At 71.6% G+C, this 24,217-nt stretch carries 18 protein-coding genes; 8 read left to right on the plus strand and 10 right to left on the minus strand.

Features of this window, described 5'->3' with window-relative positions:
* Positions 1–367: 367 nt before the first annotated feature.
* The 5 genes from ACWDEN_RS37770 to ACWDEN_RS37790 are packed head-to-tail and all read left to right on the plus strand — an operon-like array spanning position 368 to position 7,713.
* Entirely contained in the window at positions 368–1,630 is a 1,263-nt protein-coding gene (locus ACWDEN_RS37770) for a phenylacetate--CoA ligase family protein (RefSeq protein ID WP_450862436.1), read from the plus strand.
* 17 nt (positions 1,631–1,647) lie between these two features.
* Positions 1,648–2,898: an MFS transporter gene (locus ACWDEN_RS37775; RefSeq protein WP_351617395.1), complete on the plus strand. Its 1,251-nt coding sequence runs from the start codon at positions 1,648–1,650 to the stop codon at positions 2,896–2,898.
* Positions 2,895–4,028, plus strand: coding sequence for a GNAT family N-acetyltransferase (locus tag ACWDEN_RS37780; RefSeq protein ID WP_351617393.1), 1,134 nt, complete (start codon positions 2,895–2,897; stop codon positions 4,026–4,028). Before ACWDEN_RS37775 ends, ACWDEN_RS37780 begins: the two co-directional genes overlap by 4 nt.
* Positions 4,025–5,191 (plus strand): LuxE/PaaK family acyltransferase, encoded by a 1,167-nt coding sequence (locus tag ACWDEN_RS37785; protein WP_450862439.1) that lies wholly within the window; start codon positions 4,025–4,027, stop codon positions 5,189–5,191. The genes ACWDEN_RS37780 and ACWDEN_RS37785 overlap by 4 nt, the downstream gene beginning before the upstream one ends.
* A complete protein-coding gene (locus tag ACWDEN_RS37790) occupies positions 5,188–7,713 on the plus strand; it encodes an acyl-CoA reductase (protein WP_450862441.1) in 2,526 nt (841 codons plus the stop codon). The genes ACWDEN_RS37785 and ACWDEN_RS37790 overlap by 4 nt, the downstream gene beginning before the upstream one ends.
* Before the next feature lie 83 nt (positions 7,714–7,796).
* Here the strand turns inward: ACWDEN_RS37790 and ACWDEN_RS37795 are convergent, their stop codons facing one another.
* From ACWDEN_RS37795 to ACWDEN_RS37820, 6 genes are all read right to left on the minus strand, one after another.
* Positions 7,797–8,600 (minus strand): IclR family transcriptional regulator domain-containing protein, encoded by an 804-nt coding sequence (locus ACWDEN_RS37795; RefSeq protein ID WP_351617385.1) that lies wholly within the window; start codon positions 8,598–8,600, stop codon positions 7,797–7,799.
* 93 nt (positions 8,601–8,693) lie between these two features.
* The gene (locus tag ACWDEN_RS37800; protein ID WP_351617383.1) at positions 8,694–9,647 is read right to left on the minus strand and encodes a quinone oxidoreductase family protein; all 954 of its coding nucleotides are present in this window, start codon (positions 9,645–9,647) and stop codon (positions 8,694–8,696) included.
* A 482-nt stretch (positions 9,648–10,129) separates the two neighbouring features.
* Positions 10,130–12,118: a glycoside hydrolase gene (locus tag ACWDEN_RS37805; RefSeq protein ID WP_351617380.1), complete on the minus strand. Its 1,989-nt coding sequence runs from the start codon at positions 12,116–12,118 to the stop codon at positions 10,130–10,132.
* A 24-nt stretch (positions 12,119–12,142) separates the two neighbouring features.
* Positions 12,143–13,582, minus strand: a complete 1,440-nt coding sequence (locus ACWDEN_RS37810; RefSeq protein ID WP_450862444.1) for a sensor histidine kinase — start codon at positions 13,580–13,582, stop codon at positions 12,143–12,145.
* The gene (locus ACWDEN_RS37815; protein ID WP_450862446.1) at positions 13,579–14,289 is read right to left on the minus strand and encodes a response regulator transcription factor; all 711 of its coding nucleotides are present in this window, start codon (positions 14,287–14,289) and stop codon (positions 13,579–13,581) included. The genes ACWDEN_RS37810 and ACWDEN_RS37815 overlap by 4 nt, the downstream gene beginning before the upstream one ends.
* Positions 14,290–14,392: 103 nt before the next feature.
* Positions 14,393–15,520, minus strand: coding sequence for an FAD-dependent oxidoreductase (locus ACWDEN_RS37820; protein WP_450862448.1), 1,128 nt, complete (start codon positions 15,518–15,520; stop codon positions 14,393–14,395).
* Positions 15,521–15,855: 335 nt separating this feature from the next.
* On the opposite strand from ACWDEN_RS37820, the gene ACWDEN_RS37825 reads away from it, so the two are divergent.
* Positions 15,856–16,257: a hypothetical protein gene (locus tag ACWDEN_RS37825; protein ID WP_450862449.1), complete on the plus strand. Its 402-nt coding sequence runs from the start codon at positions 15,856–15,858 to the stop codon at positions 16,255–16,257.
* A gap of 350 nt (positions 16,258–16,607) precedes the next feature.
* The gene (locus tag ACWDEN_RS37830; RefSeq protein ID WP_450862451.1) at positions 16,608–17,498 is read left to right on the plus strand and encodes a DUF1259 domain-containing protein; all 891 of its coding nucleotides are present in this window, start codon (positions 16,608–16,610) and stop codon (positions 17,496–17,498) included.
* A 170-nt stretch (positions 17,499–17,668) separates the two neighbouring features.
* On the opposite strand, the gene ACWDEN_RS37835 is transcribed toward ACWDEN_RS37830, so the two are convergent.
* From ACWDEN_RS37835 to ACWDEN_RS37845, 3 genes are all read right to left on the minus strand, one after another.
* Entirely contained in the window at positions 17,669–18,268 is a 600-nt protein-coding gene (locus ACWDEN_RS37835) for a hypothetical protein (protein ID WP_450862453.1), read from the minus strand.
* Positions 18,269–18,597: 329 nt separating this feature from the next.
* Positions 18,598–20,022 (minus strand): alkaline phosphatase family protein, encoded by a 1,425-nt coding sequence (locus ACWDEN_RS37840; protein ID WP_450862454.1) that lies wholly within the window; start codon positions 20,020–20,022, stop codon positions 18,598–18,600.
* Positions 20,023–20,341: 319 nt separating this feature from the next.
* A complete protein-coding gene (locus tag ACWDEN_RS37845) occupies positions 20,342–21,910 on the minus strand; it encodes a purple acid phosphatase family protein (RefSeq protein WP_450862456.1) in 1,569 nt (522 codons plus the stop codon).
* Between the two features lie 453 nt (positions 21,911–22,363).
* On the opposite strand from ACWDEN_RS37845, the gene ACWDEN_RS37850 reads away from it, so the two are divergent.
* On the plus strand, positions 22,364–23,440 hold the full coding sequence (locus ACWDEN_RS37850) for a S1 family peptidase (protein ID WP_450862458.1): 1,077 nt from the start codon (positions 22,364–22,366) through the stop codon (positions 23,438–23,440).
* 199 nt (positions 23,441–23,639) lie between these two features.
* On the opposite strand, the gene ACWDEN_RS37855 is transcribed toward ACWDEN_RS37850, so the two are convergent.
* Positions 23,640–24,170: a PaaI family thioesterase gene (locus tag ACWDEN_RS37855; protein ID WP_450862460.1), complete on the minus strand. Its 531-nt coding sequence runs from the start codon at positions 24,168–24,170 to the stop codon at positions 23,640–23,642.
* Positions 24,171–24,217: the final 47 nt, after the last annotated feature.

The raw sequence follows: 24,217 nt of genomic DNA on the forward strand, positions 1-24,217 counted from the left end.
CGGTTCCGTTCCAGCCACAGCCCGGAGCGCCTTCGCCGGCCCCTTTCCATAAGGCACCCTTCAGCTGTGTTCAACGAGTTGTTATGCATGGTCCGTTGAATGTGATCACCGTCTCCGCGCCCGCAGGAACCGAATGGCCGTGGAATACGTCCGAGGCGGCATCAAGCCGCCTGTGTGCGGGGCCAGTTGGCGCAAATCCGTCCCGCATAGTGAGATATCCTGGTGCACCGGACGCCCCGCTCGTGATGGGTGCGCCGCATTTCACGCCTTCAGCGACACGGTTCACGCCCGCCATAGTGGACCGGCTACGTCGCGCTTCGCCGGTCATTTCAACGTGCCGGCGTTCCACGCCTTCGAGCAGGAATTGATGCCAGTTCAACCATTCGCGGAACTCGTACGTTTCGCTCGCGCCAACTCGGATTTCTACCGCGAGCTCTATGCCGGGCTCCCCGAGCAGGTCACCCATCTCACAGATCTTCCGGTGGTGCCGCAGGCCGACTTCTGGCGCGCCAACTCGCCACAGGACAACCGCCTGCTCACCGCTCCGCTGGACGAAGGGGTCGTCTTCCGCAGCGGCGGGACCACCGGGTCACCGAAGTTCTCCTACTACACCCGCACGGAGTGGCGGGAGTTCACGAGCGCGTTCGGTGCCGGGCTCGTCCGAGCGGGGCTGCGGCCAGGCCACCGGGTGGCGGATCTCTTCTACGCGGGTGACCTGTACGCCAGCTTCAGCTTCGTCCTCGATGCGCTGCACCGCTCTCCCGTGGCCAACGTCCGCCTGCCCATCGGCGGTGCGGCGCCCTGGGAGTCCACCGCGGCGACGCTGGAGGAGTTCCGGGTCCAGGTGGTCGCCGGCACACCGACCACGCTGTGCTCGCTCGCGGAGCGCCTCACCGGCGCCGGCCGGACACTTCCGGAGGTGGAGCTGCTGTTCTTCGGCGGGGAATGCCTCTTCGGCGACCAACTCCCGCTGCTCCGTGCCGCGTTCCCGAACGCCCGGCCGCGCTCCCTCGGATACGCGAGCGTGGACGCCGGTCTCCTCGGCGAGGCCGTGCCCGGCGACGACCCACGCGTCCACCGCGCGTTCACCCCGTACACGGTGGTCGAGATCCTCTGTGACGACACCGACCGTCCCGTCGAGGCGAACGGCGTGCCGGGGCGGCTCGTCGTCACCGACCTGCGCAGGCGGCTCATGCCGGTGCTCCGCTATCCGGCGGGCGACCGGGCCGAGTGGGTCGACCGGGACGCCGGTGTCTTCCGCATCCTCGGCCGCGCCGAGGAGGGCGTGCGGGTCGGTCCCGTCTCCCTGTACACCGAGGACGTCCATGACGTCGTCAAACGGGCCGACGCAGCAGGAGAGGTGACCGGCCTGCAGCTCGTCGTGCGGCGACACGACGGCCGCGACGGCCTGGTGCTGCGGCTCGCGATCGCCGATCCCGGCAGGGAACACGCCGGGCTGGGCGAGTCCGTCGTAGCCGCGCTCCTCGCTCAGCGTCCCTTCTACGCGACCGCGACCGCGGCGGGGCACGTGAACCCACTGAGCGTCGAGTGGGTGCGGCACCGGGACCTCACGGTCAACACCCGCTCGGGCAAGCTCGTCCGCGTCGTCGACGAACGGCCGCACTCGTGACCGCGGCACCTGCGCGTGTGCGTCGTCTGCCCCTCGTGCTGCGCAATCCGTCCTTCGGCAGGGTCTGGGCCGCTCAACTCCTCACCCAGGCGGCGAGCAGGATGTTCCAGGTCGGTGCGGTCTGGTGGCTGGTCGGCCGCGCGGGCGGCGAGCACCGCGGCCTCGCCTCGGGCCTGTTCCTCATGGTGAGCACACTGCCCGCGGTCGCGCTCGCTCCGGTCGTGGCGGGCATCGTCGCCCGATGCGCACACCGGACGGTGCTGTCCGGCGCGGCGGCCGTGGCGGGTGCGTCGGCGGGTACGGCGGCCGTCCTGGCGTACGCCGGAATGCTGCCCGGTGCCGCCGCCTATGCGCTCGGGCTCGCGCTGGCCGCCTGTCAGGCGGTGTTCGATCCGTGCCTGACCACTTCGGTGCCGGAACTCGTCGAGGACGCCGACATCGAGTCGGCCACCGGATTCGAACTGTCGACCCAGTCCGTCGCCGGGCTGTGCGGGGGACTGCTGGGCCCGCTCGTCGTCGACGCGGGCTCACTGGCCGCCGTCATCGCCGCGTGCGCGGCCGGGTACCTGCTGGCCGCCCTGCTGGTCGGCGCCACCCGCTTCCCCCGGACCGGGGCCGGGCACGGAGACGCGGACGGGCCGCCTCCGAGGCGACGGCCGTTGCGCCAGGTCCTGGCCGGGCTGCCCTTCATCCGGCGGGTGCTGGTCTGTTTCGCCGCCGCCAACGTCTTCACCACCGCCGTCTACGTCGTGATGCCCCTGTACACCCGGGAGGTACTGCACGCCACCGGCTCGACCGTGGCCTCGCTGGAGGCGGCCCTCGGTGCGGGCACCCTGACCGGATCCTTCAGCGGCGGGCGCCTGCCGGGCCGCCCTGTCGCCGTCGGCAGCGTGTGCCTCGCGGTGATGGCCACCGCCCTCGGCCTTCCGGGACTGCTCGCGGGGCACGCGGCGGCGGTCGTCTCGATGGCCGTCGTCGGCTGGTGCGTCGGTGTGATCGGCGTGCGGTTCGTGGCGCTCTTCCAGCGACTGGTGCCCGCCGCCGACAAGCCCGGGTTCTTCGCGGTCATGCAGGCGCTGCTGGGTGCCACCTTCCCCGTGTCCTCGCTCGTCTTCGGCGCGCTGGGCGACCATCTGGCCGCCCGCACGCTCTGCCTGGTCCAGGGCGCGGGTCTCGTACCGGTGGCACTGGCGCTGTGGTGGCTGGGCGGCCGGGCCGAGGCGCGGCGGGCCTCCGTCGGACAGCCGTCGACGGGAGCGGCGACGTGAACGCCGTCCTGCACCCCGCGTCCGTCCAGGACATCGCCGAACTGAGGCAGCTGTACTTCGAGGTGTACGGGCACGGCTATCCGGTGCCGCTCGGCAGCGATCCGGTGGTCATGCGCCGGCTGATCACCGACGGCACCGCACACTGGCTCACCGCCCGCACCGGCGGCGCCCTGGTCGGCTCCGCCGTCGTGCTGACCGAACCGGGCAGCCGCATCGGAAAGCTCGTCGGCCTCGCCGTACACCCCGGCCATCGCGGCGGCGGGCTCGCCTCCCGGCTGACCGGGGCGGTCTGCGCCGCGGCCTTCGCCACGGGCGGCCTGGACTCGGTGTACGCCACCGTCCGCCTGGTCACCGAGGGGCCGCAGCACGTCGTCGTACGCAACGGCTTCCGTCCGCTCGGCCTCCTGCCGAACGCCGTCGAGGTCGAGGGGTGCGAGACGCTCGCCTTGTTCGCCCGCTACGCCGACGGAGTGCTGGAACAGCGCGAACCGGTGACGAGCGTGCCCGAACGGCTGTCGCCGCTGCTGTCCGCCGGAGCCACCGGCGTCGGCATCGACTACGCCGGCACCCGGCATGTCCCCTCCCGCCCCGCCGTGGCCGCGGCCACCGGTGCCGAGCCGATCGAGCTGATCACCGCCCCGGCGTTCGTACGGCGGCGCTTCCTGGAGCTCTTCCCGGAGGCCGACGGCCGCTTCTTCCCGCTGCACACCCCCAACGCGGTCCTGGTCGCCGCCGACGGCAGCTTCGAGGCGTACGCCGACCTCGACGCCGTGGCGGGGAGCTGTGCGCTCGTCGCCGTCCATCCACGTCCGGCCGCGGTGGCCGGCGCCCTGGAAGCGCTGATGGCCGCGGTCACCCGGGCCGGTGCGGACTACGCCGAGGCGCTGCTTCCGCTGGCCGACGCCGAGGCCCTTGAGGTGTTCCTCGCCTCCGGCTTCGTGCCGAGCGCCGTCTACCCGGCGATGCGCCGCATCGGCGACCGGCTCCACGACTACGTGGTGCTGTCGCGGACCAGCCGTCAGATCGACTTCCGCACCACCGCCGTCAGCCCGCTGCTCCGGCCGTACCTCCGCGCCTACCTGAGCGCCTGGACCGCCACCTATCTGCCCCTTCCCGAGGTGTCCCGATGAAACCCCATCTCGCTCCCGTCGAGGTTCCCGACCCGGCGGCGCTCGGCCATGTACAGCGGCTCTGCGACCTGGTGGAGCCGTACGCCGACGGCCCCGTCACCGACGAGCTGTTCGCCGCCGCCATGGCGGAGACCAACGCCTGGCACGCCCGCCGCTCCCCCTTCTTCGCCGCCCTGCTTCAGGACCCGGCCGAGACGCCCGCGCCCACCGTCGGCGACGGGGTGCGCACCCCCCTGGTGCCCGCGGCCTTCTTCAAGCGTCACGAGGTGCTCTCCGTCCCACGCGACGAGGTGTTCCTGCATCTGACCTCCTCGGGCACCACGGGCCAGAAGTCGCAGATGTTCTTCGACGAGTGGACCATCCGCTCGGCGCAACGCATGGTGGCACGGATCTTCGACCACTATGGCTGGATCACCCCCGAGCAGCCCGTGAACTACCTGCTGTACAGCTACGAGCCCGCGCCCTCGCTGAAGCTGGGCACGTCGTTCACCGACAACTACCTGTGCGACTTCGCCCCGGCCCGGCACACCACGCACGCCCTGCGGCACACCGGCACCGGCCACGAGTTCGACGTGCACGGCTGCATCGCCGCGCTCCGGCGCTACGCCGAGGACGACGTACCGGTCCGCATCCTGGGCTTCCCGGCGTTCCTGTACTTCACCCTGGAGCGGATGCGGGCGATGGGGCTGGGGCCACTCACCCTGCCCGAGGGATCGCTGGTGGTGCTCGGCGGTGGCTGGAAGGGCCACGCCGACCGGCAGATCGGCAAGGAGGCGTTCTACTCCGAGGTCACCGACCTCCTCGGCGTGCCGGGGGACCGTGTGCGCGACACCTTCGGCTCGGTCGAGCACTGTGTGCCGTACGTCGAGTGCGCGCAGCACCGGCTGCACGTGCCCGTGTGGTCGCGTGCGGCGGTGCGCGACACGGGGACGCTGCGCCCGCTGCCGTACGGCGAACGAGGCTTTCTGCACCTGGTCAGCCCCTACATCACCTCCGTGCCCGCGCACAGCGTGGTGATGGGAGACCTCGCGTCGCTGCACCCGGGCGACGCATGCCCCTGCCCGCTGTCCACCGACTGGTTCACCGTGCACGGCCGCGCCGGAGTGAGCCGCAACCGCAGCTGTGCGGTGGCCGCCGCCGAACTGATGAAGGGAATGTCGTGACCACCTCCGTACAGCACCCCGTACTCCACCTGTGGCAGGGCGAGTTCATCGACGAGGCCGAGGCCGGACGGCGGCTCGCCGGGCTGCCCGAGCTGGCCGGGCGGCTCCTGACCCGTCCCCTGCCCAGCGACGTGGTGCTGGGCGCCTGCGCCGCGGTCGCCCGCGATCTGACGGATCCCGCCTCCGCCTGTTACGGCCGTCTGGCCGGGCATCTGCCCGCCGGCGAGGCCGCGGTCGTCCTGGCCGAACTGGCCGCCGCGCTCACCCGGGAAGCGCTGGAGCGCAAGCTGCGCCGGGAGCTGGGGGACCTGCGCCCGCAACGGCTGACCCGCCCGGACGCCCGGGAGACGGTGTACGAGGCCTGGGCGCCCGTCGGCCTTCTGGTGCACATCGCGCCCGGCAACGCCGCGGCCGTGGCACCGCTGAGCGTCGTCGAGGGACTGCTGGCAGGCAATGTCAACGTGCTGAAGACCAGCAGCTCCGACTCGTCCCTCGCGCTCGACCTGCTCGCCGCGCTCGGTGCCGCCGACCCGTCCGGACTGATCGCCGAACGCGTCATCGCCCTGCATTTCCCGTCCTCGCGCCGCGAGTGGTTGGAGGCACTGTGCGGGCAGGCCGACGCGATCGCGGTGTGGGGCGGCGAGGACGCGGTGCGCGCGGCGGGCGAACTGGCGCCGCCCGGCTGCCGCGTGGTCGAGTGGGGCCACCGGATCTCCTTCGCCTACCTGACCCGGCAGGCGGCGTGCGATGACGCCGTGCTCGACGCGCTCGCCGAGGACGTCTGCCGTCTCGAACAGCAGGCGTGTGCCAGCCCGCAGGTGGTCTATCTCGACACCGAGGACACCAACGGCACCGAGGAACTCTTCGCGTTCGCAGGGCGGTTCGCCGAGCGGCTGGCGAAGGTGTCCGACACGCGGCCGGCATCCGTGCCCGGCACGGCCGAGCAGGCGGAGATCACCACCGTGCAGCAGCTCGCCCGGCTCGAACAACACCTTGGCCTGACCCGCGTGTTCACCGCCGAGGACGGTTCCTGGCGGGTGCTGGCCGACGCGCGCCCCGCACTGGACGCCTCCCCGCTGTACCGCAGTATCCGGGTGAAGCCGCTGCCCCGGCACGCGGTCACCGCGACCCTGCGCCCCATGCGCCGCTACCTGCAGACCGCGGCGATCGGGGGCGACCGCGCGGACGTGGCCACGCTGTCCCGCGCGCTGTTCGCCGCGGGCGTCACCCGCGTCACCCCGGTCGGCTCCATGCTGGAGAGCTACGAGGGCGAACCGCACGACGGCGTCTACGCGTTGCAGCGCTACAGCCGCCGGGTGAGCGTGCGCGCCGCGGACCCGGAGTTCCGTACGGTGGCCTGCCTGGACGACCTGGTGGCACCGCCCGTGCTGCCCCCCGCGCCGGCCACACCGCTGCTGGGCAAGGAAGGCGTACAGAGCGCGCTGGCCGCACTGGACCCACGCCATGCCCACCTGTACTTCCGCAGCGGAGGCTCCACGGGCACACCGGCGCTGTCGGTGTTCACCTGCGACGACTACGACAACCAGATGCGCGCCGCAGCGGACGGACTGCTCACCGCCGGCTTCGACCCGGCCCTCGACCGGGCGGCCAACCTGTTCTACTGCGGCGGGATGTACGGGAGCTTCATCAGCTTCTTCTCCATCCTGGAACGGCTGAACGCCACCCAGCTGCCGATCGCCGCGGGCCCCGACCACGCCTCGGTGGCCGAGGCACTGGTCACCCACCGGGCGGACACCGTTTTCGGCATGCCGTCCTACCTGTGGCAGCTCTTCCACGCCGAAGCGGACCGGCTGCGTGCCTACGGCGGCATCCGCAAGGTCTTCTACGGCGGCGAGCACTTCACCGTGGAGCAACGCAGGGTCCTCACCGACGACTTCGGGGTGGAGGTGATCCGTTCCGCGGCCTACGGGAGCACCGACCTCGGACCGCTGGGCTACCAGTGCGCGTCCTGTGACGGCTCCGTCCATCACGTGCTGACCGACCTGCACACGCTGGAGATCCTCGACCCGCACGAGGACCGGCCGGTGGCGCCGGGCGAGCCCGGAAGGCTGGTGTTCACCTCACTGGCGCGGACCGGCCAGCGACTGGACCGCTACGAGATCGGCGACCTGGGACGGGAGGTGCGGGGCAGGTGCGCCTGCGGCAGCCACGTGCCCCGCCTGGAACTGCTCGGACGCTACGGCGACGTCGTCCGCGTGGGCACGTACTTCATCAACTACCGACGCGTCGTACGGGCGCTGGAAGAGCGGCTCGGCTATCACGGCGAGGCACAGCTGGTGGTGGCCCCGGGCGCAGGCCGGGAGCGGCTGACGGTCCGGCTCGACGAGCAGTACGCTCCCGGCCCCGAGGCGGCCCGGGCAGCTCTCACCGCCGAGGTGGCGGAACTCGCCTCGGCGGAGGCAGAGGGGCTGCTGTCCCTCGCCGTGGAGACCGTACGGCGGGGCGAGTTCGAGCGCACGGCGACCAGCGGCAAACTGCGCACGGTCATCGACCTGCGCTAGCCACGAGGTCTGCGGGCGGCGGCCCTCCGCGCCGCCGCCCGCGATGTCCGGGCCACGGAGCGGCCGACGCCTGGGGCCGGCGGTCAGTCGACCGACGAGGCTCCGCCGAGCCGGCTGAGCCTGCCGGCCGCGGTGATGGTGGCATGGATGTAGCGCTGGGGAGCTTCCGGCATGACGTCCATCGGCTTGAGCAGCAGGACCGCCCCCCAGATCGCACCGTCCCAGATGACGGGAGCGGCGACGGAGTTCCACTTCGCCATGCACTCCTGGCGTCCCAGGGCGTAACCCTGGTCACGGATGTCCGCGAGTGAGGCGAGCAGTTCGGCGCCGTCCCGGATGGCGCCGGGGCCCGCTTCCTCCGGGACCGGGTCGGCGGCGACACGTTGCTGTATCTGGGCGGGCAGGTAGGCGAGGATCGTCCGGCCGGAGGCACCGGTGCGCAGCGACCGCGTGACCGAGAGCACATCGCGCGGCGTCATCCCGAGTTCGACGAGGTCGGAATCCCCGACCGCCATGTCCAGGCACTGCCTGCCGGCCGTGCCGAACGGCGCCCTCATGTACAGGAAGACCAGACCGCTGTCGGTCGCCTCCCGCAGACCCTGCAGGACGCGGGAGGCCTCGCCACCGGAGAACCTGTCCTCGGAGAGGGCATGGAGCCCCAGGTCGGCGACCGTGCTGCCGAGCTCGTACAGGCCTCGGTCGACCCGGACGAAGGTGCTGTTGTAGGTGCCGGCGGTCAGCATCCGGCCGGTGGTGGAGTCATCGAGATCGGCTGCCCTGGCGATGGCGGACAGCCGGTGGGCGCCGGGGCCCAGAGTGATGAACGCCTGCTGCACTCGCATGAAACGCTCGGCGTAACCGGTCCCGCTTCCGCGCTGCCCACCCATCAGCCGTACCCCCTTCGTCCCGGTCGCGCGCCCCTCTTCGGGAACGCGGCCGTACCGGTGCCGGTGCCACCGCGTACGTTCCGGGCACCAAGATTAATGTGTGACTGTATCGAGGCTGAACTTGCCCATGCCGGCCCGGCTGTTGAGCATGCTGTGCGCCTTCGCCGCGTCGGCCAGCGGGTAGGTACCGCCGCTGACGATCTTGAGCGTGCCGTTGCCGACGGCGTCGAAGAGCTCCCTCATGGACGCCGCCAGCGGGAGCGTCCGGTCGGTGTACAGGTGCGGGAGCCAGAATCCCGCGGCGGTGATGGACTTCTGCAGCAGGGTGCGCGTGGAGACGTCGGCGAGCTCACCGCCGGCGAAGCCGTACACGGCGAGTCGGCCGCGCGGAGCCAGCACTTCGAGGGTCTGGTGCAGCGTCTTGCCGCCGGTCATCTCCAACGCGGCCTGGACCGGCCCTCCTGCCGCGTCCAGGATCCGCTCCGCGAGGCCGTCCTCGTCGGAGGAGTCGACGGCCGCCACCGCGCCGAGCTCCATGGCCAGCTGACGCTTCTCCGCCGTACTGGCGAGAGCGACGACGCGGGCGCCCGCACGTCGCGCCAGCTGGACGGCCAGCGACCCCACGCCCCCGGCCGCCGCCGGAATGACGACCGTCTCCCCCTCGGCGATCCGGGCGACCGTGAAGAGGAGGTGGTATGCGCTGTTCCCCTGCAGGGCCAGGGGCACCGCCTGTTCGTCGGTGATCCCGTCCGGGATCTCCCAGTGCAGCCTGCGGTGCACGGCGACCTTCTCGGCGTACCCGCCGCCCTGCGTCAGCGCCACGACGCGCTTGCCGTCCGGCGTGGTGCCGACAACCTCGTTGCCGGGGATGAACGGCAGTGCGACCGGCGCGAGGTAGGTGTTTCCACGAACGTGGACATCTGCGTAATTGACACCCGCCAGCCTCACGTCGAGCGGGGTTTGTCCACGCGCGGGCTCGGGGTCGGGAACCTCTTCGAGCCGCAGGACCTCGGGGCCGCCGAATTCCCTCATGACAATGGCGCGCACGGTACTCCTGTCGACCGGGGTGGGTGCGTACGCCGACAGGCTAGGGCATCCACGCACCCGCTCCGACCTGGGAAGCTTGCGCCATACAAATTTCTCAACAGCCGAGAAAGAGCTGCCTTTTTCTCACCTCCCGAGAAGGTTCAACCTTGAACTTCTCGCTGCATGAGAAGGTGAATTAGAGAGTTGCGTTCGCCCTTTCCGCGAGACATAGTGATGCCGCCCTCCTTGCTGCCCCGCACGTTTCCCACGGGGGATGTGACGGGACTGCGGGCAGCACGGGGGAGGAGGGCACTTCTTCGCCCCGGTGCCGGGGCGGCCGACTCTGGTGGGCCGCCCCGGCCGGGGTCTGCGGCGAGCCGCGTGCGACGAGCGCCACGGCGAGCGTCGTTGCCGCCCCTGGCTGAGAGTTGTAGGGCGTACCGCCGAGCCAGGTCCTCGCGCACGGATCCGTTCATATCAGGGGCCGGGCACGCCCGTTGGCGTCACAGACCGGCCGGGCACAACCGCTGGGCCTTGCCACCCTTGACCGCCGCGTCGGCACAGCCTGCGGGCAGACCGTCGTGGGTGCGGGTCGAGAAGTTGGCCGTGACCGTCAGAACGCCGTCGCCGAACGTCGTGCGCTGCACCAGCCGGTCGGGCGTCAGCCGCCGGAAGCCGGTCATGGGCTGGGTCGCCGCGGCCTTGTGCAAAGGCTCGAAGTACCGCTGCAGCTGGGCGATCTGCTGGCCGTGCTCGTCCAGTTCCGCCTTGTCGAGGACGAGGTTCAGCGGGACGTTGTACAGCATGGCCAGCAGTGCGCGGGTGCGGCTCTGGAAGGGCAGCTTCGACCAGGACAGCTCCCAGCGTTCGGTGCTGATCACCGAGTCGTGCAGCACGGTCTGGTACAGCGGCACCCGGTACCTGGGGTCGTACATCGCCTTGGCGACGTCGGCCGGCAACCGGACGGGCTTGAAGAAGATCCCGGGCGCACCGGCCGGCGCGTAGCCGCCCCAGGTGGCGCGGTCCCGCTCCAGCGCCCACAGCCGGTCGGGGACCGGGGTCCCCGAGCCGTGGCTGAAGGCGAGTTCACGGTTCGCCCAGGAACCGGCGCTCTCCGAGCCGAGCACCAGCTCGCGGTCGCCGGACAGCCAGGCCATCCGCCGCAGCCGGTTCTCCCGGTCCTGCGCCTGGGTCATCGGGTGCGCGGGGGAGTGGTCGGTGAACAGCTCTCCGGCGGCGTCCACGTCGAGGAAGTAGCTGTTCGCGCCGTTCGCGGTCATCTCGCGGGTGCGGTCGGCCAGATAGTGCCGGGTCGGCTCGGCGCGCCGCAACGCCTCGGAGCTGACGTAGCAGCCGCGTCCGCCGAAACCGGTGACGATCCTGCCGTCGGCTCCCCGCACGCACGCGTCCTGCCACACGGGCGCGGGCCACTTGGACACCGAGGTGTCGGCCGAGGCGGGGTCCTGGGCGTTGGCCCACGAGTCGTACGGTCCCACGAGGTAGCCGGACCGTTCGGCCAGGCTCACGGCCGAGCGGTCCATGGGGGAGCCGTCGGCGTCGTAACCGAGCCACATCCTGTCGATGCCCAGCTCCCGAAAGCGCTTCACGCCTTGGGCGGTGCGGGCCTGGCCCCAGGTGTACGCGTGGAAGGCGCCCACCAGCTTGCCGACCTCGGGATTGCGGGCGATCTTCTGGCGCAGGGTGGTGATGCCGCCGTGGGCCTGCAGCCAGGCCCGGTAGTCGCGGGCGGCGGCCACCGGCGAGCCGTCGGTGAGTGCGAAGGTCAGCGTGTAGTCGAGCGTGTCCTGCGACGGGGAGAACGCGTGCTCGGCCTCGGTGCGCAGCCGGCCGCCGGCGGAGACGAACTTCAGCGTGGTGCCGATGTCGGACTCGGCGATGTAGCTCGCGCCGTGCCCGCCGCGCAGGCTGGTGCCCCAGAACGGCATGGTCAGACCGTCGGACATGCCCGCCTCCGAGCCCGCGAGCCCGGCCCCGGCGGAGTTCCACCAGCGGTCGGCGACCGGCACAGACAGGCCCTCGCCGCGCGGGATCTGCAGTTCGCTCGTGTCCTGGTCGGCGGCGGTCACCGGCCACTTCAGCGTGCCCTTCCGGGTGGAGTGCACGGTCACCGCCAGCCGTCCGTCGCGCGCGGCCGCCGTGACCCAGAGCCCCGTCGCCGGATACCCCCAGGTGGCCCTGTCCCCGTGCACCGAGACCTGCCCGGCGGGTCCGAGGGCGTCGGCCGCCGGAGCGGACAGCTGCCAGGCGTGTCCGTCGTCCGCCTGGCCGCGCACGGCCAGGGAGGCGGTGTCCACGACGGCGGTCCCACCGGCGACGGGTACGGTGACCCGGTTGCCGTGCGCCTCGACCTGCCGGCCGTCCCGGGCGCCCGTGCCGAACGCGGTGGCCGTGCCGACCACCCCGATCACCGTGAGGGCGGCACTCAGCGCGACGATCTTCTTCTTGGTCTTCTTGATCTTCCTCGCCTTCATGGTGCGCCACTGTCACGGGGCGGCCTAAGAACTTTGTGAGAGCTCGCGCTGCCGGGCCGGGAGGCGGAGCCGGAACAGCGCGCCCCCGCCGGGTGCGTGTTCGGCGGTGAGGCCGGCGTGGTGGGCGTGGGCGATCTGGCGGGCCATGGCCAGGCCGAGCCCGGAGCCGGGCAGGGCGCGGGCCGTGCGGGCACGGTAGAAGCGGTCGAAGACGTACGGCAGGTCCTCGTCGGCGATGCCGGGACCGTGATCGCGGACGGAGAGCTCCAGCCGGTCTCCCTGGCCGGTGAGCGTCACCTCGACGGGCCGGCCGGGCGGGCTGAACTTCGCCGCGTTGTCGAGCAGACACGACAGCAGCCGGGAGAGCCGGGCCGGTACGCCCGCGACCGTGTCGGTGGCCGCCCCCGGAGTGACGGACAGCCGGAAGGCAACCTCCGGCCAGTGGTCACGGGCCGCGTCCACGGCGTGGCCGACGACGTCCGCCAGCCGCACGTCCTCGACGAGGGGATCCGGCTCCTCGTCCCGGGCCAGCTCGATCAGGTCGTTGACGAGTACGGTGACCTCGCGCAGCTGGCGGCCGAGCGCCCCGGCGGCCCGCTCGCGCTGGGCGTCGGTGAGGCGCGCGGACCGGGCGAGCAGTTCGGCGTTGGTGCGCAGCGCGGTCAGCGGAGTGCGCAGTTCGTGCGAGGCGTCGGCGACCAGCCGGCGCTGGGCGCTGACGGACTTCTCCAGCTCCTCCAGCATGGTGTTGAAGGCCGTCGCGAGCCGGGTGAGCTCGTCCTCGCGGCCCGCGCGGCCCGGCGGCAGCTCGATGCGGTGCCGGGCGTCGCGGGTGGCGGTGATGCGCTCGGCCGTCGCGGTCAGCCGGCCGACCGGGGCGAGGCCCGTACGGGAGACCCAGAAGCCGAGGCCACCGGCCAGCAGGACGCCGCCCGCCCCCACGGCGAGGAGCAGTTCCGCGGCCTGCCGCACACCCCGGTCGACGGTGTCGGCGCGCACGGCGACCTGCAGGGCCCGGCCGTCGTCCAGACGGGTGGTGAACATCCGGGCGCGGTGGCCCGCGAGCCGCAGTTCGCCGTAGTAGGCGCCGTGGGCGCCGGCGGCGACCGCGCGGGTGGTGCCGGTGACGGGCAGCAGATAGGGCTTCGCGGGGTCGTCGCCGGGCCGGGCGGGCACCAGCTGGGCGCAGGCCGGGGCGGCGAGGTACCGGCACTCTCCCTGCACCACGCCGGCCGGTTCGTGCCGGTACTGCTGGGCGGCCAGCCGCGCCGACTGGGTCAGGTGCAGGTCGAGCTGACGCAGCAACTGGTACCGGATCACCAGGAAGGCGGCCGCGCACACCCCGACCACGACGACCGCCACGGCGAGCGAGGCGGCCAGGGTCAGCCGGGTCCGCAGGGGCCGCCGAGGCCACCCCGGGCGTGGGTCTTGGCCCCGCCACCGGAGCCGTCGTGGGGCGCTCACGCCACGTCCAGCCGGTAGCCGACGCCGTGCACGGTGTGCACCAGCCGTGGCTCGCCGCCGGCCTCCAACTTGCGCCGCAGGTAACCGACGTACACGGCAAGCGAGTTGGACTCCGGCCCGAAGGCACGACCCCACACCCGCTCCTGGATCGTCTCCCTCGTCAGGACCTGGCCAGGATTGCGCAGCAGCAGTTCCAGCAGTGCGAACTCCGTCCGGCTGAACTCGATGGCGCGTGCTCCGCGCCGCCCGGTCCGGGTGGGCGGGTCGACCACCAGATCGGCGAAGGCGAGCTCCGCCGCCTCCGCCGGCTCGGCGGGTGCGCTGCGGCGCAGCAGCGCCCGGATGCGAGCCACCAGCTCGTCCAGGGCGAAGGGCTTGACCAGATAGTCGTCGGCGCCCGCGTCCAGACCGTCCACCCGCTCGCTCACCGAGCTCAGCGCCGTGAGCACCAGCACGGGAGTACGGTCGCCCAGCGCCCGCAGCCGACGGCACACCCCCAACCCGTCCAGACCCGGCAGCATCACATCGAGCACCAGGGCGTCGGGCTCCCAGGACGCCACCTCCGCCAGCGCGGCCTGCCCGTCCTCCGCCCCGTGCACGTCGTACCCCTCCACGGCGAGGCCGTCCTCCACGGCGTACCGCACCTCGGGCTCGTCATCGACCACCAGAATCCTCGGCGCACGCACGCCCCCACCAACACTGCTCATGGGGGCAAGCCTGCCAAACCGCGTCCGGGGGACCCCTCGGAGCTCGCCGGTCGCGTGCACACCCAGCACGGCCGCGAGCAAGGGCGATGGGACCTTGAGCGGCTCATCGTGTCTGCTGTGAGAGCCTGTCGACCAGGCTGTGGGGCGCGCTGTCTTCGCACAGGAGCTCGTGGAGGTGGTCGCCTTCGGCGGCGGCCGCGGCGCTGCGGGGGAACATCGCCTGCTCGTATGCGGTGAGCGCGGCCTCGATGTCGTCGGGGTGCGCGGCGAGGGCCTTGCCGAGTTCGGCGCCGTCGTACATGGCCAGGTTGGCGCCTTCGCCGTTCGGTGCCGCGAGGTGGGCGGCGTCGCCGAGCAGCGTCACCCCCGGCACCCGGTCCCAGCGGTGCCCGGTCGGCAGGGCGTGGAGGGGGCGCAGCACCGGCGCGGTGTCGCTGTCGGTGATCAGCGCGGTGAGCTCCGGCGCCCAGCCGTCGAACTCTGCCGCGATCCGCGCGACGGCCGCGTCGGCATCGGTGAAATCGACGGCGGCGAACCAGTCCTGCGGCTCGGACAGCGCCACGTAAGCGTGCAGGGTGTCGTCCCTTTCTCGGTGAGCGAAGATTTCCCGGCCCGGCGTGGGCACGATCATCGACCCGCCGCCGACCGCTCTTGCGACGGCTGGATGCCGGGTGTCGGCGTGGAACAGGTAGGTCTCGACAACCGATTTGCCGACGTACTCGGGTGTGGCGCTGGAGAGCAGCGGACGGACCCGTGACCACGCGCCGTCCGCGCCGACCAGCAGGCTGGTGACGACGGTGCTGCCGTCGGCGAACGTCACCTCGTGGCGCCCCTCACCTAGGACACGGGTGCTGCTGACCTTGTGCCCCCACCGGACGGTACCGGCTGGAAGCGAGTCGAGCAGGATCCGCCGCAGCTCGCCGCGCATCACCTCGGGGCGTCCGCCCGTGCCGTCGTCGGCTTCGTCGAGCAGCACGGTCCCGTCCCGGTCGAGGACCCGCATCGCCTGGCGGCCCTCCAGGACGATGGCGTGGAACTCGTCCATCAGACCGGCCGCCTCGAGGGCGAGTTGGCCGTTGTAGTCGTGGATGTCGAGCATCCCGCCCTGCGTGCGCGCGGACGAGGAGGACTCGGCCTCGTAGACCGTGACCGGGATCCCGTGGACGTGCAGGACACGGGCCAGCGTGAGGCCGCCGAGCCCGGCGCCGACGATCGTGACAGGGGTGTGCATGGTGGCTCCTTCGGGACAGGGCCGTCCGGTGAGCTCCGGCCGGCCGTCTCCGGAACGATCCCGACCCCCGCCGACGAGCCACCGACGTCGGACCGACAGCCCCCGATATCCGACCGACACCGCAGACCAGTCCCGACACCTCCCCGGCACGCCGTTCAGCTCGGCGTCCGGGGGCGGAAGGGGCACAGGACCTGGCCGAGGCCGCTGGCCTTGACGCTTTGTTCCCGACTGACCGGATGCAGGTGCGGCCTGGTAGGGTCCGCGGCTGCGTCCAGGCCCGGGCTTCGTACTGGCCGACATGTCCGTGAACAGGCAGGCGAGGTTCTTTCATGTGGGTGGCCCTTCTTCTCCGTGCCACAGGTCATGACGCGCGGGACTCCGCGCAGCCCTGGGCGGAGATCGAAGCGGAACTGGGGACCGAACTACCGCGTGACTACGAAGAGTTGTGCCAGGCGTTCGGCGTCGGCGAGTTCTCTCGGGTGGTGCCGGTGCTGTGCACTGATGAGACCCGTGTGGTGGATCTGCTGAGGATGTGGCGCGTACTGCTGGACCACGACGCCCCGTCGGACGGCCCGGTGGACGCATGGCCGGTTCTCGCCAAGATGGAGGCCGCCAAGGAGTGGGACCGTTACGAGATGTCCGCCACGGAGTTCCTGTACCGGATCCTCACCGACCCCGGATTCCGGCCCTACACTGCGGCCGATGCCGTGCCCGAACCGATCTTCGAGCCTGTCTGAACTTGTCGATCCCTTTGCGGGCGATCCGGTGTCGGATGCCTCGCGCCGACTGTCATCGCCGCGGGTGGGCATAGTCGTAGCCCTTGTCCGCATGCAGCTTGGCCGGTGTGTGCCGACGGGGCCCACGGCGGTGCCGAAGGCAGAACGCCGTACCCCGGTCTCCCACGACCAGGCGAAACTCGCTCGTGTCGCCCACACTCGGGCGGCGAAAGCCGCTATCTCGGTCTGGTCCGAACAGTCAGCCGGAGAACAAGGGGACGGCACATGAAGCCGGACTGCAGCACTCTTCAGACATCGCGCCGTGGCCTCCTCCTCACGGGGAGCGCACTGGCCTCCGCCCTGGCGGAGCCGTGGCACAGGCTCTGACCCGCACCCGGGCTACGCGCGGCGAAGTCCCTGGGGCGCTGCAGCACCCCGTGGTGACGCGCCCGGCGGATTGGCAGGTCGTGGCCGAGGAACTGGACGGCGCGGGGCATTTGGGCGCCGACGGCATCGTGTACCGCGCGACGTTTCCCCGCTACGACCTGAACCTGTCCTCGTATGGGGTCAGCGGCCTGGTGGAGGCGTCGTACGCTGCGTTCGCCCGCTACCCTGACGGCAGCACGATGTTGATGGGGGACGTGGTCGCCACCGAGGCCGAGCTGCAGTGGGTCACCGACGCCGTCCAGGGCCACGGTCTGGAGCAGTCCGCGATCCACAAACATCTGCTCGCCCACCGGCCCACCCTGTGGTGGACGCATGTCCGGGGAGTCTCCACCGACCCGGTGGCCCTGGCCTTCGCCATGCGAGCCTGCCTGGACGCCACCGCCACGCCCGGGCCCCGGGACCCGGACAGGACCCCTCCGGCCGGTCTCGACACCGCCGCGATCGACGCCGCACTCGGCGCGAAGGGCGTGAGCGAGGACGGCTACCGCTTCTCCTTCGCCCGCAAGGAGACCATCAGTGACGACAACCGCGTGGTGCCGCCCGCCATGGGCGTGACGACCTCCTTCACCTTCCACTCAGTGGGGAACGGCCGTGCCGCGGTGAGCGGGGACTTCGTCCTGACCGCCGGCGAGGTACAGCATGTCATCAAGGCCCTGCGGCACGGCGGCATCAAGGTCGTCGAGCTGCACAATCACGCTCTGAGTGACAGCCCCCGCCTCTTCTACCTGCACCTCTGGGCCGTCGGTCACGCCGTGTCCCTGGCCCGCACCCTCGGGACAGCCAAGGCGGCCACCAACCTCGGCGCCAACAGCTGAGCTCGTTCAGGCCGCGGCCCGGCAGGCGTCCACGCGGCGCCGTCACTCACGGTCCGGCTCCCATGCCGGCACGGTGCGGCGTGCGCAGATCCGGATGACCCGGATGACCCGGATGGCCTGGATGCCCGGGTGATCCGATGGGCGCGGGCAGCTTCCTCAACTGCACATGTCTAACCCCCGCAGGGGCCGTCGACCACAGTGCCGCTGCCGTCCGCGGTGTCCGGGACGGTCGCGCAGACCTGTTTCCCGCTGTTCGAGTCGGTCACGGTCACGTGTCCGCTCGTGCCGTAGGAATTCGTCTCCTGGGCCCGATACACGCCCTGGGAGGTCACCACCATCGAGTCCAGCGGTGCCTCGCGCGGTGACGTGCTGCATGGCTGCGGAGTGTACGTGGCCGTGCCGCCGGATGTCAGTTCACTCGGGTACACGAACGTGGGTTCCGGGGCGGCGGTGGCGCAGTTCCGCGCGGAGTCCAGCGCCTCGCCGATGATCCGACGGCCGGCAGCGTGGAGCCCGTCGCCGTCCTGCTGGTCCTCGGTGTGACGGACCAGCAGCCCGAGCCCACCGACCACACACATGGTCAGGCCCAGCCCGAACAACCAGCCGAGCAGGCGACCGGAATCGTGTTGCCGGCGCATCAGCAGGGCCGCCGTGCCGGCTGCCACGACGACGACCCCACCAGCCCCGAGCAGGGCCACGGCAGGTCCGGTCGAGATGGGTCCGACGTGCTCCCCGTTGCGCGGCATCCACTGTGCGATCAGCATCCGCACGGCCCCCATTCTGTCGGTCGGCCGTCAGCCTAACGACCTGGTGGGGCCGTTGGTGCGGCCGGCACCGGCGCGACGGGGCCGCGCGTCGAGGGAATGGACGCGCAGTCCGGCGACGTGTGGTCACACCGCAGTCATCACGGCGCTTCCGCGTCGGGCACGGGCATCGCACACCTGAAGAGCCGGCCGGCGAGTGCTTGCCCGTCACCTCGGCCGCCGCGAGCACATGAGGGACATCAGCGCCGCAGCCCTCGGCGTGCCGCACCCACGGTCGGGGGACTCCTTCACAGGCCCGGAAAGGGCCCGGCCGCGAGCGGCGCGGGCCCTCGGGGTCACACGTGCGGGCGGCTGCCGGTTTCCTGGTGCGGGAATGTCTGGTCCGCTCCGGGCAGCGTCGGCTTCGGCAGAGTCGCCACCTCTTCCTTCGCCTTCTGCAACTGCTCAGCGGTGTCGTCGGGCAGCTGGGGCGGGCCGGGGCGGGCGTCGCGGAAGCGGAAGGCGGTCGTGAGGTCGCCGAAGGTGGCGCGCCGCCAGTCGCTGATGTTCGGCTCCTTCACCCCGGTGAACCGTTCCAGGAACTGCAGGGCCGAGGTGTGGTCGAAGGCCTCCGATGCGACCCAACCGCCCACGGTCCAGGGCGAGATGATGATGGCCGGGACGCGGAAGCCGCCACCGATCGGCAGGCCCTGAACGTACTCGTTCGCCGTGCCCGCGGGTGGCGTGGGCGGGGCCACATGGTCGAAGAGCCCGTCGTTCTCGTCGTAGTTCAGGATGAAGGCGGTCTTGCTCCACACCTGGGGGTTGGACGCGATCGCCTCGATCTTCGAGGCGACGAAGTCGGCGCCGGCCGCCGGGAGGTAGTCGGGGTGCTCCGACTGGTAGCTCGTCGGCATGATCCAGCTCACGGCCGGGAGACGGTCGTTGCGGGCGTCCGCCTCGAAGGTGCCCTCCGGCTGCGGGCGTACACCTCGCTCGTACAGGTCGGACCCGGGCCGCGCGTTCCTGAAGGCGGCGAACTGCTCCAGCATGTTGCAGCCGTAGTCGTCGTCCTGCTGGTACACCTTCCAGCTCAGGCCGGCCGCCTGGAGCCGTTCGGCATACGTCGTCCAGCGGTACGGCGTGGGCGCGACGTTGCTGATGATCGGGCCGCCGTGGGTGCCGCCCGGGTCGATGGTGCCGGTCATCCACATCAGGCGGTTGGGCCAGGTGGGGCCGAACACCGAGCAGTAGTAGTTGTCGCAGACGGTGAAGGCCTCGGCGAGGGCGAACTGGAACGGGATGTCTTCGCGCGTGTAGTAGCCCATCACATAGGGGCCGTTGGCGCCGTCGGCCTTGCGGTGGGCGGGCAGCCACCGGTCCATCCTGCCGCCGTTCCAGGCCTGGTGCTGTACGGCCCAGGCATGGCTGGTGGACGGGATGGCCTGGGCGCTCGACGTGTGGGTGTCGAGGTGGAAGGGCAGCAGATAGCCCTTGGGGTTCACGGCGTCGGGCTGGTAGAAGACGGAGCGCCCGGTGCCGAGCTTGAGGGCGTTCGGGTCGTTGAAGCCCCGGACACCCGACAGGGTGCCGAAGTAGTGGTCGAACGAGCGGTTCTCCTGCATCAGCATGACCACGTGCTCGATGTCGTTCAGCGATCCCTGCCTGGGCGGTCCGGAGGCGACGGCCTTCTGGACACTCGGCGGGAGGAGGGAGAGAGCCGCGGTGCCTCCCAGCGCACCCGCGGCACCCAGCAGTCTACGGCGTGTCAACTCAGCCATGATGGCCCTTCCTTGAGCGGCACAGGCGCTCCGGAGTGACGGCCGGCCCGGAGAATGAGTGGGCCGTCATCATGGTTCGCTCGTGACGGCGGGGCGCATCAGGGAAGGGCCGTGAACATGTGACCAACGCGCGGGAAGGGCTTGGCCAAGCCGTGATGTTCCACGCCCGCTCGTTGCGTCGATGTCGCCGTGCGTTGAGAAAAGGATGGCTGCTGCATGGATCCGGACGTGAGCGCGCAGACGGCGCCGGGGCCATCGCTCGGCCAGGGAAGAGCGATGGCCCCCGGCACCGTGTTCCCCCGCACTGGGCGGGCCGGCGTCAGCGGTCGCCGCGCGGCCGGGTGAGGGTGAAGCGGTCGACGGGGACGAGGTCGCCGTACGGTCCGCTGACGGTGTAGTAGGTGACGTGGATCGAGGTCGTGCCGCCGGGACGGCCGGGGTCGACGTCGAACGCGGCGAAGCCGTAGGAGTGCTCGGCGTCGCGCACCGCCGACCAGGGGGCGTCCTCGATGACGTAGACGGGCGGCCGTTTGCCGGTCGCCGGGTCGGCCGGGCCCACCTCGGTGATCACCCGGCACTGCGGGGTGGGGAAGAGGAGCTGGTTGGAGGGGGCCGAGGTGCCACCCCCGCCGATCACCATGTGCACGGTGCCCTTGGTGGTGTCGACGGTGTGCGTGTCGGTGGCGGCCGGAATCGGGGTGCGGGTGTCGTTGGGCTGCTGGCCACGGATGGGGTGCGAGCGCTCGTAGTGGTGCTCGTGGCCGCAGACGACCAGGTCGACGCCGTAGCGGTCGAACAGCGGCACCCACTCCTCCCGGATACCGAGGTCGGCGCCGTTGAACTTGTCGGCGGTCGAGACCACCACCTGGTGCATGCACACGACGACCCAGTCGATCTCGGGGTTCGCGCGGGAGGAGGCGAGTTCGGTCTCCAGCCAGCGCTTCTGGGCGCCGCCGGAGTAGCCGTGGACGTAGGAGTTTCCGGCGTCCTGCAGAGCGACGTCGTCGTTGTTGAGGCTGATCACCCGTACCGACCCCGCGGTGAACGCGTACCACAGGCCGTGCAGTTCCGCGTCGGCGCCGGCGTCGGGCAGGCTGAAGTAGGTCTGGTAGGCGCCGTAGCCGATGGGGCCGTTGCCGAGTTCGTTCTCGTGGTTGCCGGCGGCCGGCATCCAGGGCCGGTGGCGGGCCGAGCGGGAGTTGTTCTCGAACCAGTCGGACCAGGTGCGCACCCGGTCCGTGGACAGGTTGGCGTAGCAGAGGTCCCCGTTGACCAGGTGGAACAGGGGAGCGATCCGCTCGACGCCGGCGGTGGTGTCGCCGGCGGCCGGGGAGCCGAGGTTGTCGCTGACGTAGATGCCGTCGGCGTTCCTCCGGCCGAGGGTCGGTGTGCCCTGGTCGCCGAAGCTGGTGAAGGTGAACGCCGACCGGCCGCGCGGGGCGGTGCGTACGGTGCCGAACTCGGCCTGCGCACCCTCGTGCACGGCGGCGTAGACATAGTCGGTGTCCGGCCTGAGGCCACGGAGCCGGGCGTGGTGCACCTGTACCTCGGTGCCCGACTTGGCGTCGCGGTACGTCGTGGTCTGCGCGGCGACGGTACGGCCGAGGCCGCCGGCCGGGGTGCCGAGCAGCACGCGGGGCCGGGACACGGAGGCGGTGGTGTGCCAGGAGACCACGACCTCACGGGAGGCGTCGGCCCCGAACTGCAGATGCAGCCCGGCGACCCGCGGTGCTCCGAGGGCGCCCGGCTTCTCCCACAGCAGCGGGCTCGCCGCGGCGGGCGTGGTACCGACCGGCCCCAGCGCACCGGCCAGCCCTGCCCCGGACGCGCCCGCCAGCAGCGCGCGTCTGCTGGGGCCTGAACGGACAACAGAGTCAGGAGAGTTCATGGGAGTCGATTCTTTCGGGGCGCCGGTGAACGGCACGGTGAGATCCGGGTGAACGAACCGTCAAGCGCGCCATGCCGGTGCCGCCGCGGCAGGTCATCGGCGAGCCAAGAGTCGTGCAAATAAGGGACGGGTATTCCGACTTCCGGACGAGAGCGCCGTGTACCGGCCAGCCGTGGCCGAACCGAGCGTGCACGGCGGACCCGATGGCGCGCACCGTACGTGAACGCCCCGCGCCGGCAGCCAGGTCCGGCGTGCCGAGACGACTGCGACCGGGGGTCGTCAGCCCCGCGCACGCCCGGCCGGAATCCCTCCTTGTTGTGGCGGGCGTGCGTCGCCATACTCGTCGGCGTTTGGCATGGCCACGTCGGATCCTTGGGCCGGCGTCCCCGTGCCTTCCGTCCCTCCGGCCCCGGCTCGCTGAGTGAGCGGGGCAACCCCCACTGGAGGCCTCACATGACGCAACGACGCACAGCTCTCACCACCCGCGCGCTCACCGGAGCGAGCGCCGTGGTCCTCACCGCCGGCGCCGCGCTGCTCCCCGGCTCGGCCACGGCCGCCACCGCTCCGGCCGCGGCCACCCCGGCCGCGGCCCGTGCCGCGTCCGCCGCGAACCTGGTCGCCCGCCTGGGCGACCGTGCCGCCGGCTCCTACTACGACGCCGCGGCCCGCCGGTTCGTCGTCGGCATCACCGACCCGGCCGCGGCCGGCCAGGTCCGCAACGCCGGCGCCGTGCCCAGAACCGTGCGCTACTCCACGGCCCAACTCCGTGGCGCGCTCGGCACCTTGAAGCAGCGGGCCCGCATCGCGGGCACCGCCTGGGCGATCGACCCCCGTCAGGACAAGGTGGTCGTGACCGTCGACCCGACGGTCACCGGAGCGAAGCGCACCCGGCTGAACACCGTGGTCGACTCGCTCGGCGACAAGGTGGTCGTACGTCGGGCCGCCTCCGCGTTCAAGCCCTTCGTCGCGGGCGGCGACGCCATCTGGGGCAGCGGTGTCCGCTGCTCCCTCGGCTTCAACGTGACAGTGAACGGCGCGCCGTACTTCCTGACCGCCGGGCACTGCGGCAACGCTTCCTCGACCTGGTCCGACTCGCAGGGCGGCGGGGAGGTCGGCCAGACCGTCGACTCCCAGTTCCCCGGCACCGACTACGCCCTGGTCCAGTACGACGACGCGAACAGCGCCCCCTCGAGCGCCGTCGACCTCTACGACGGCAGCAGCCAGCAGATCACCCACGCCGCCGACGCCTACGTGGGCGAATCGGTCCAGCGCAGCGGCAGCACCTCGGGCGTCCACGGCGGGACGGTCAACGCACTGGACGCCACCGTGAACTACGCGGAGGGCACGGTCTCCGGGCTCATCGACACCGATGTGTGCGCCGAACCCGGCGACAGCGGCGGCGCGCTCTTCGACGGCGACGCGGCCATCGGGCTGACCTCGGGTGGCAGCGGTGACTGCACCTCCGGTGGCGAGACCTTCTTCCAGCCGGTGCCGGCGGCACTGAGCGCGGAGGGCGCGACCCTTCCGTAGCCGGGCGCCCGCACCTCTCCGGCCGACCCGGAACACCTCAACCGGCCCTGTCACAGGTCCGGTTGAGGTTTCCCCCCGCAACGTGACCGATGGACCGGCCAATGCCGGTCACCAGGTCATCACCAGGTCATCATGACCAGGCACGCACAGGCCGCATGCGGCTCGGCGGCATCACCGAAGCTGCGGCACGCCCACCGCCTCAGCCCAGCTCCCGCGCAGCCGGCCGCCGCCCCGGCCGGCTCGGAGGGACGGGGAAGAGCATGCAGCTGCTGGTGGCATGGGCGAGCAGGCGGTCCTCGGAATCCACCAGGTCGGCTTGTGCCAGGGCGGTGCGGCGGCCGTGGTTGAGGACGGTGCCGATGGCCCGGACCTTGCCGGTGTCGACCGTGATCGGCCGCAGGAACTTCACACTCAGGTCGAGCGAGGTGTATCCCGTGCCCGCCGGAAGCACGGACTGCACGGCACAGCCCGCCGCTGAGTCGAGGAGAGTGGCGTAGACCCCACCATGGACACTGCCAATGGGGTTGTAGTGCTCCTCGCCCGGTTCCAGGGCGAAAACGGCGCTGCCGAACTCAACCTGTTCCAGCGTGAATCCGAGGGTCGCCGCGATGGGCGGGGCGGGCAGGCGTCCGCACAGCACCCTGCGCAGGAAGTCGAGACCGCTCTCCTGGCCGACGGCGGCCGCAGAGATGCTCGGATCCTCCCAGTCGTACGTACGTGACCTCGTCATCGGCCTCTTCCTCCCCGCTGGCTTCACTCTCCGAAGCTAGCCAGTCG

Source organism: Streptomyces sp. NPDC001153 (assembly GCF_053598315.1).

What these genes read in the sequence shown, in the direction of transcription:
- ACWDEN_RS37770 (WP_450862436.1), top strand. Translation starts at nt 368, where the DNA reads ATGCCAGTTCAACCATTCGCGGAACTCGTACGTTTCGCTCGCGCCAAC.
- ACWDEN_RS37785 (WP_450862439.1), top strand. Translation starts at nt 4,025, where the DNA reads ATGAAACCCCATCTCGCTCCCGTCGAGGTTCCCGACCCGGCGGCGCTC.
- ACWDEN_RS37795 (WP_351617385.1), bottom strand. Translation starts at nt 8,600, where the DNA reads ATGGGTGGGCAGCGCGGAAGCGGGACCGGTTACGCCGAGCGTTTCATG.
- ACWDEN_RS37805 (WP_351617380.1), bottom strand. Translation starts at nt 12,118, where the DNA reads ATGAAGGCGAGGAAGATCAAGAAGACCAAGAAGAAGATCGTCGCGCTG.
- ACWDEN_RS37815 (WP_450862446.1), bottom strand. Translation starts at nt 14,289, where the DNA reads ATGAGCAGTGTTGGTGGGGGCGTGCGTGCGCCGAGGATTCTGGTGGTC.
- ACWDEN_RS37820 (WP_450862448.1), bottom strand. Translation starts at nt 15,520, where the DNA reads ATGCACACCCCTGTCACGATCGTCGGCGCCGGGCTCGGCGGCCTCACG.
- ACWDEN_RS37840 (WP_450862454.1), bottom strand. Translation starts at nt 20,022, where the DNA reads ATGGCTGAGTTGACACGCCGTAGACTGCTGGGTGCCGCGGGTGCGCTG.
- ACWDEN_RS37845 (WP_450862456.1), bottom strand. Translation starts at nt 21,910, where the DNA reads ATGAACTCTCCTGACTCTGTTGTCCGTTCAGGCCCCAGCAGACGCGCG.
- ACWDEN_RS37850 (WP_450862458.1), top strand. Translation starts at nt 22,364, where the DNA reads ATGACGCAACGACGCACAGCTCTCACCACCCGCGCGCTCACCGGAGCG.
- ACWDEN_RS37855 (WP_450862460.1), bottom strand. Translation starts at nt 24,170, where the DNA reads ATGACGAGGTCACGTACGTACGACTGGGAGGATCCGAGCATCTCTGCG.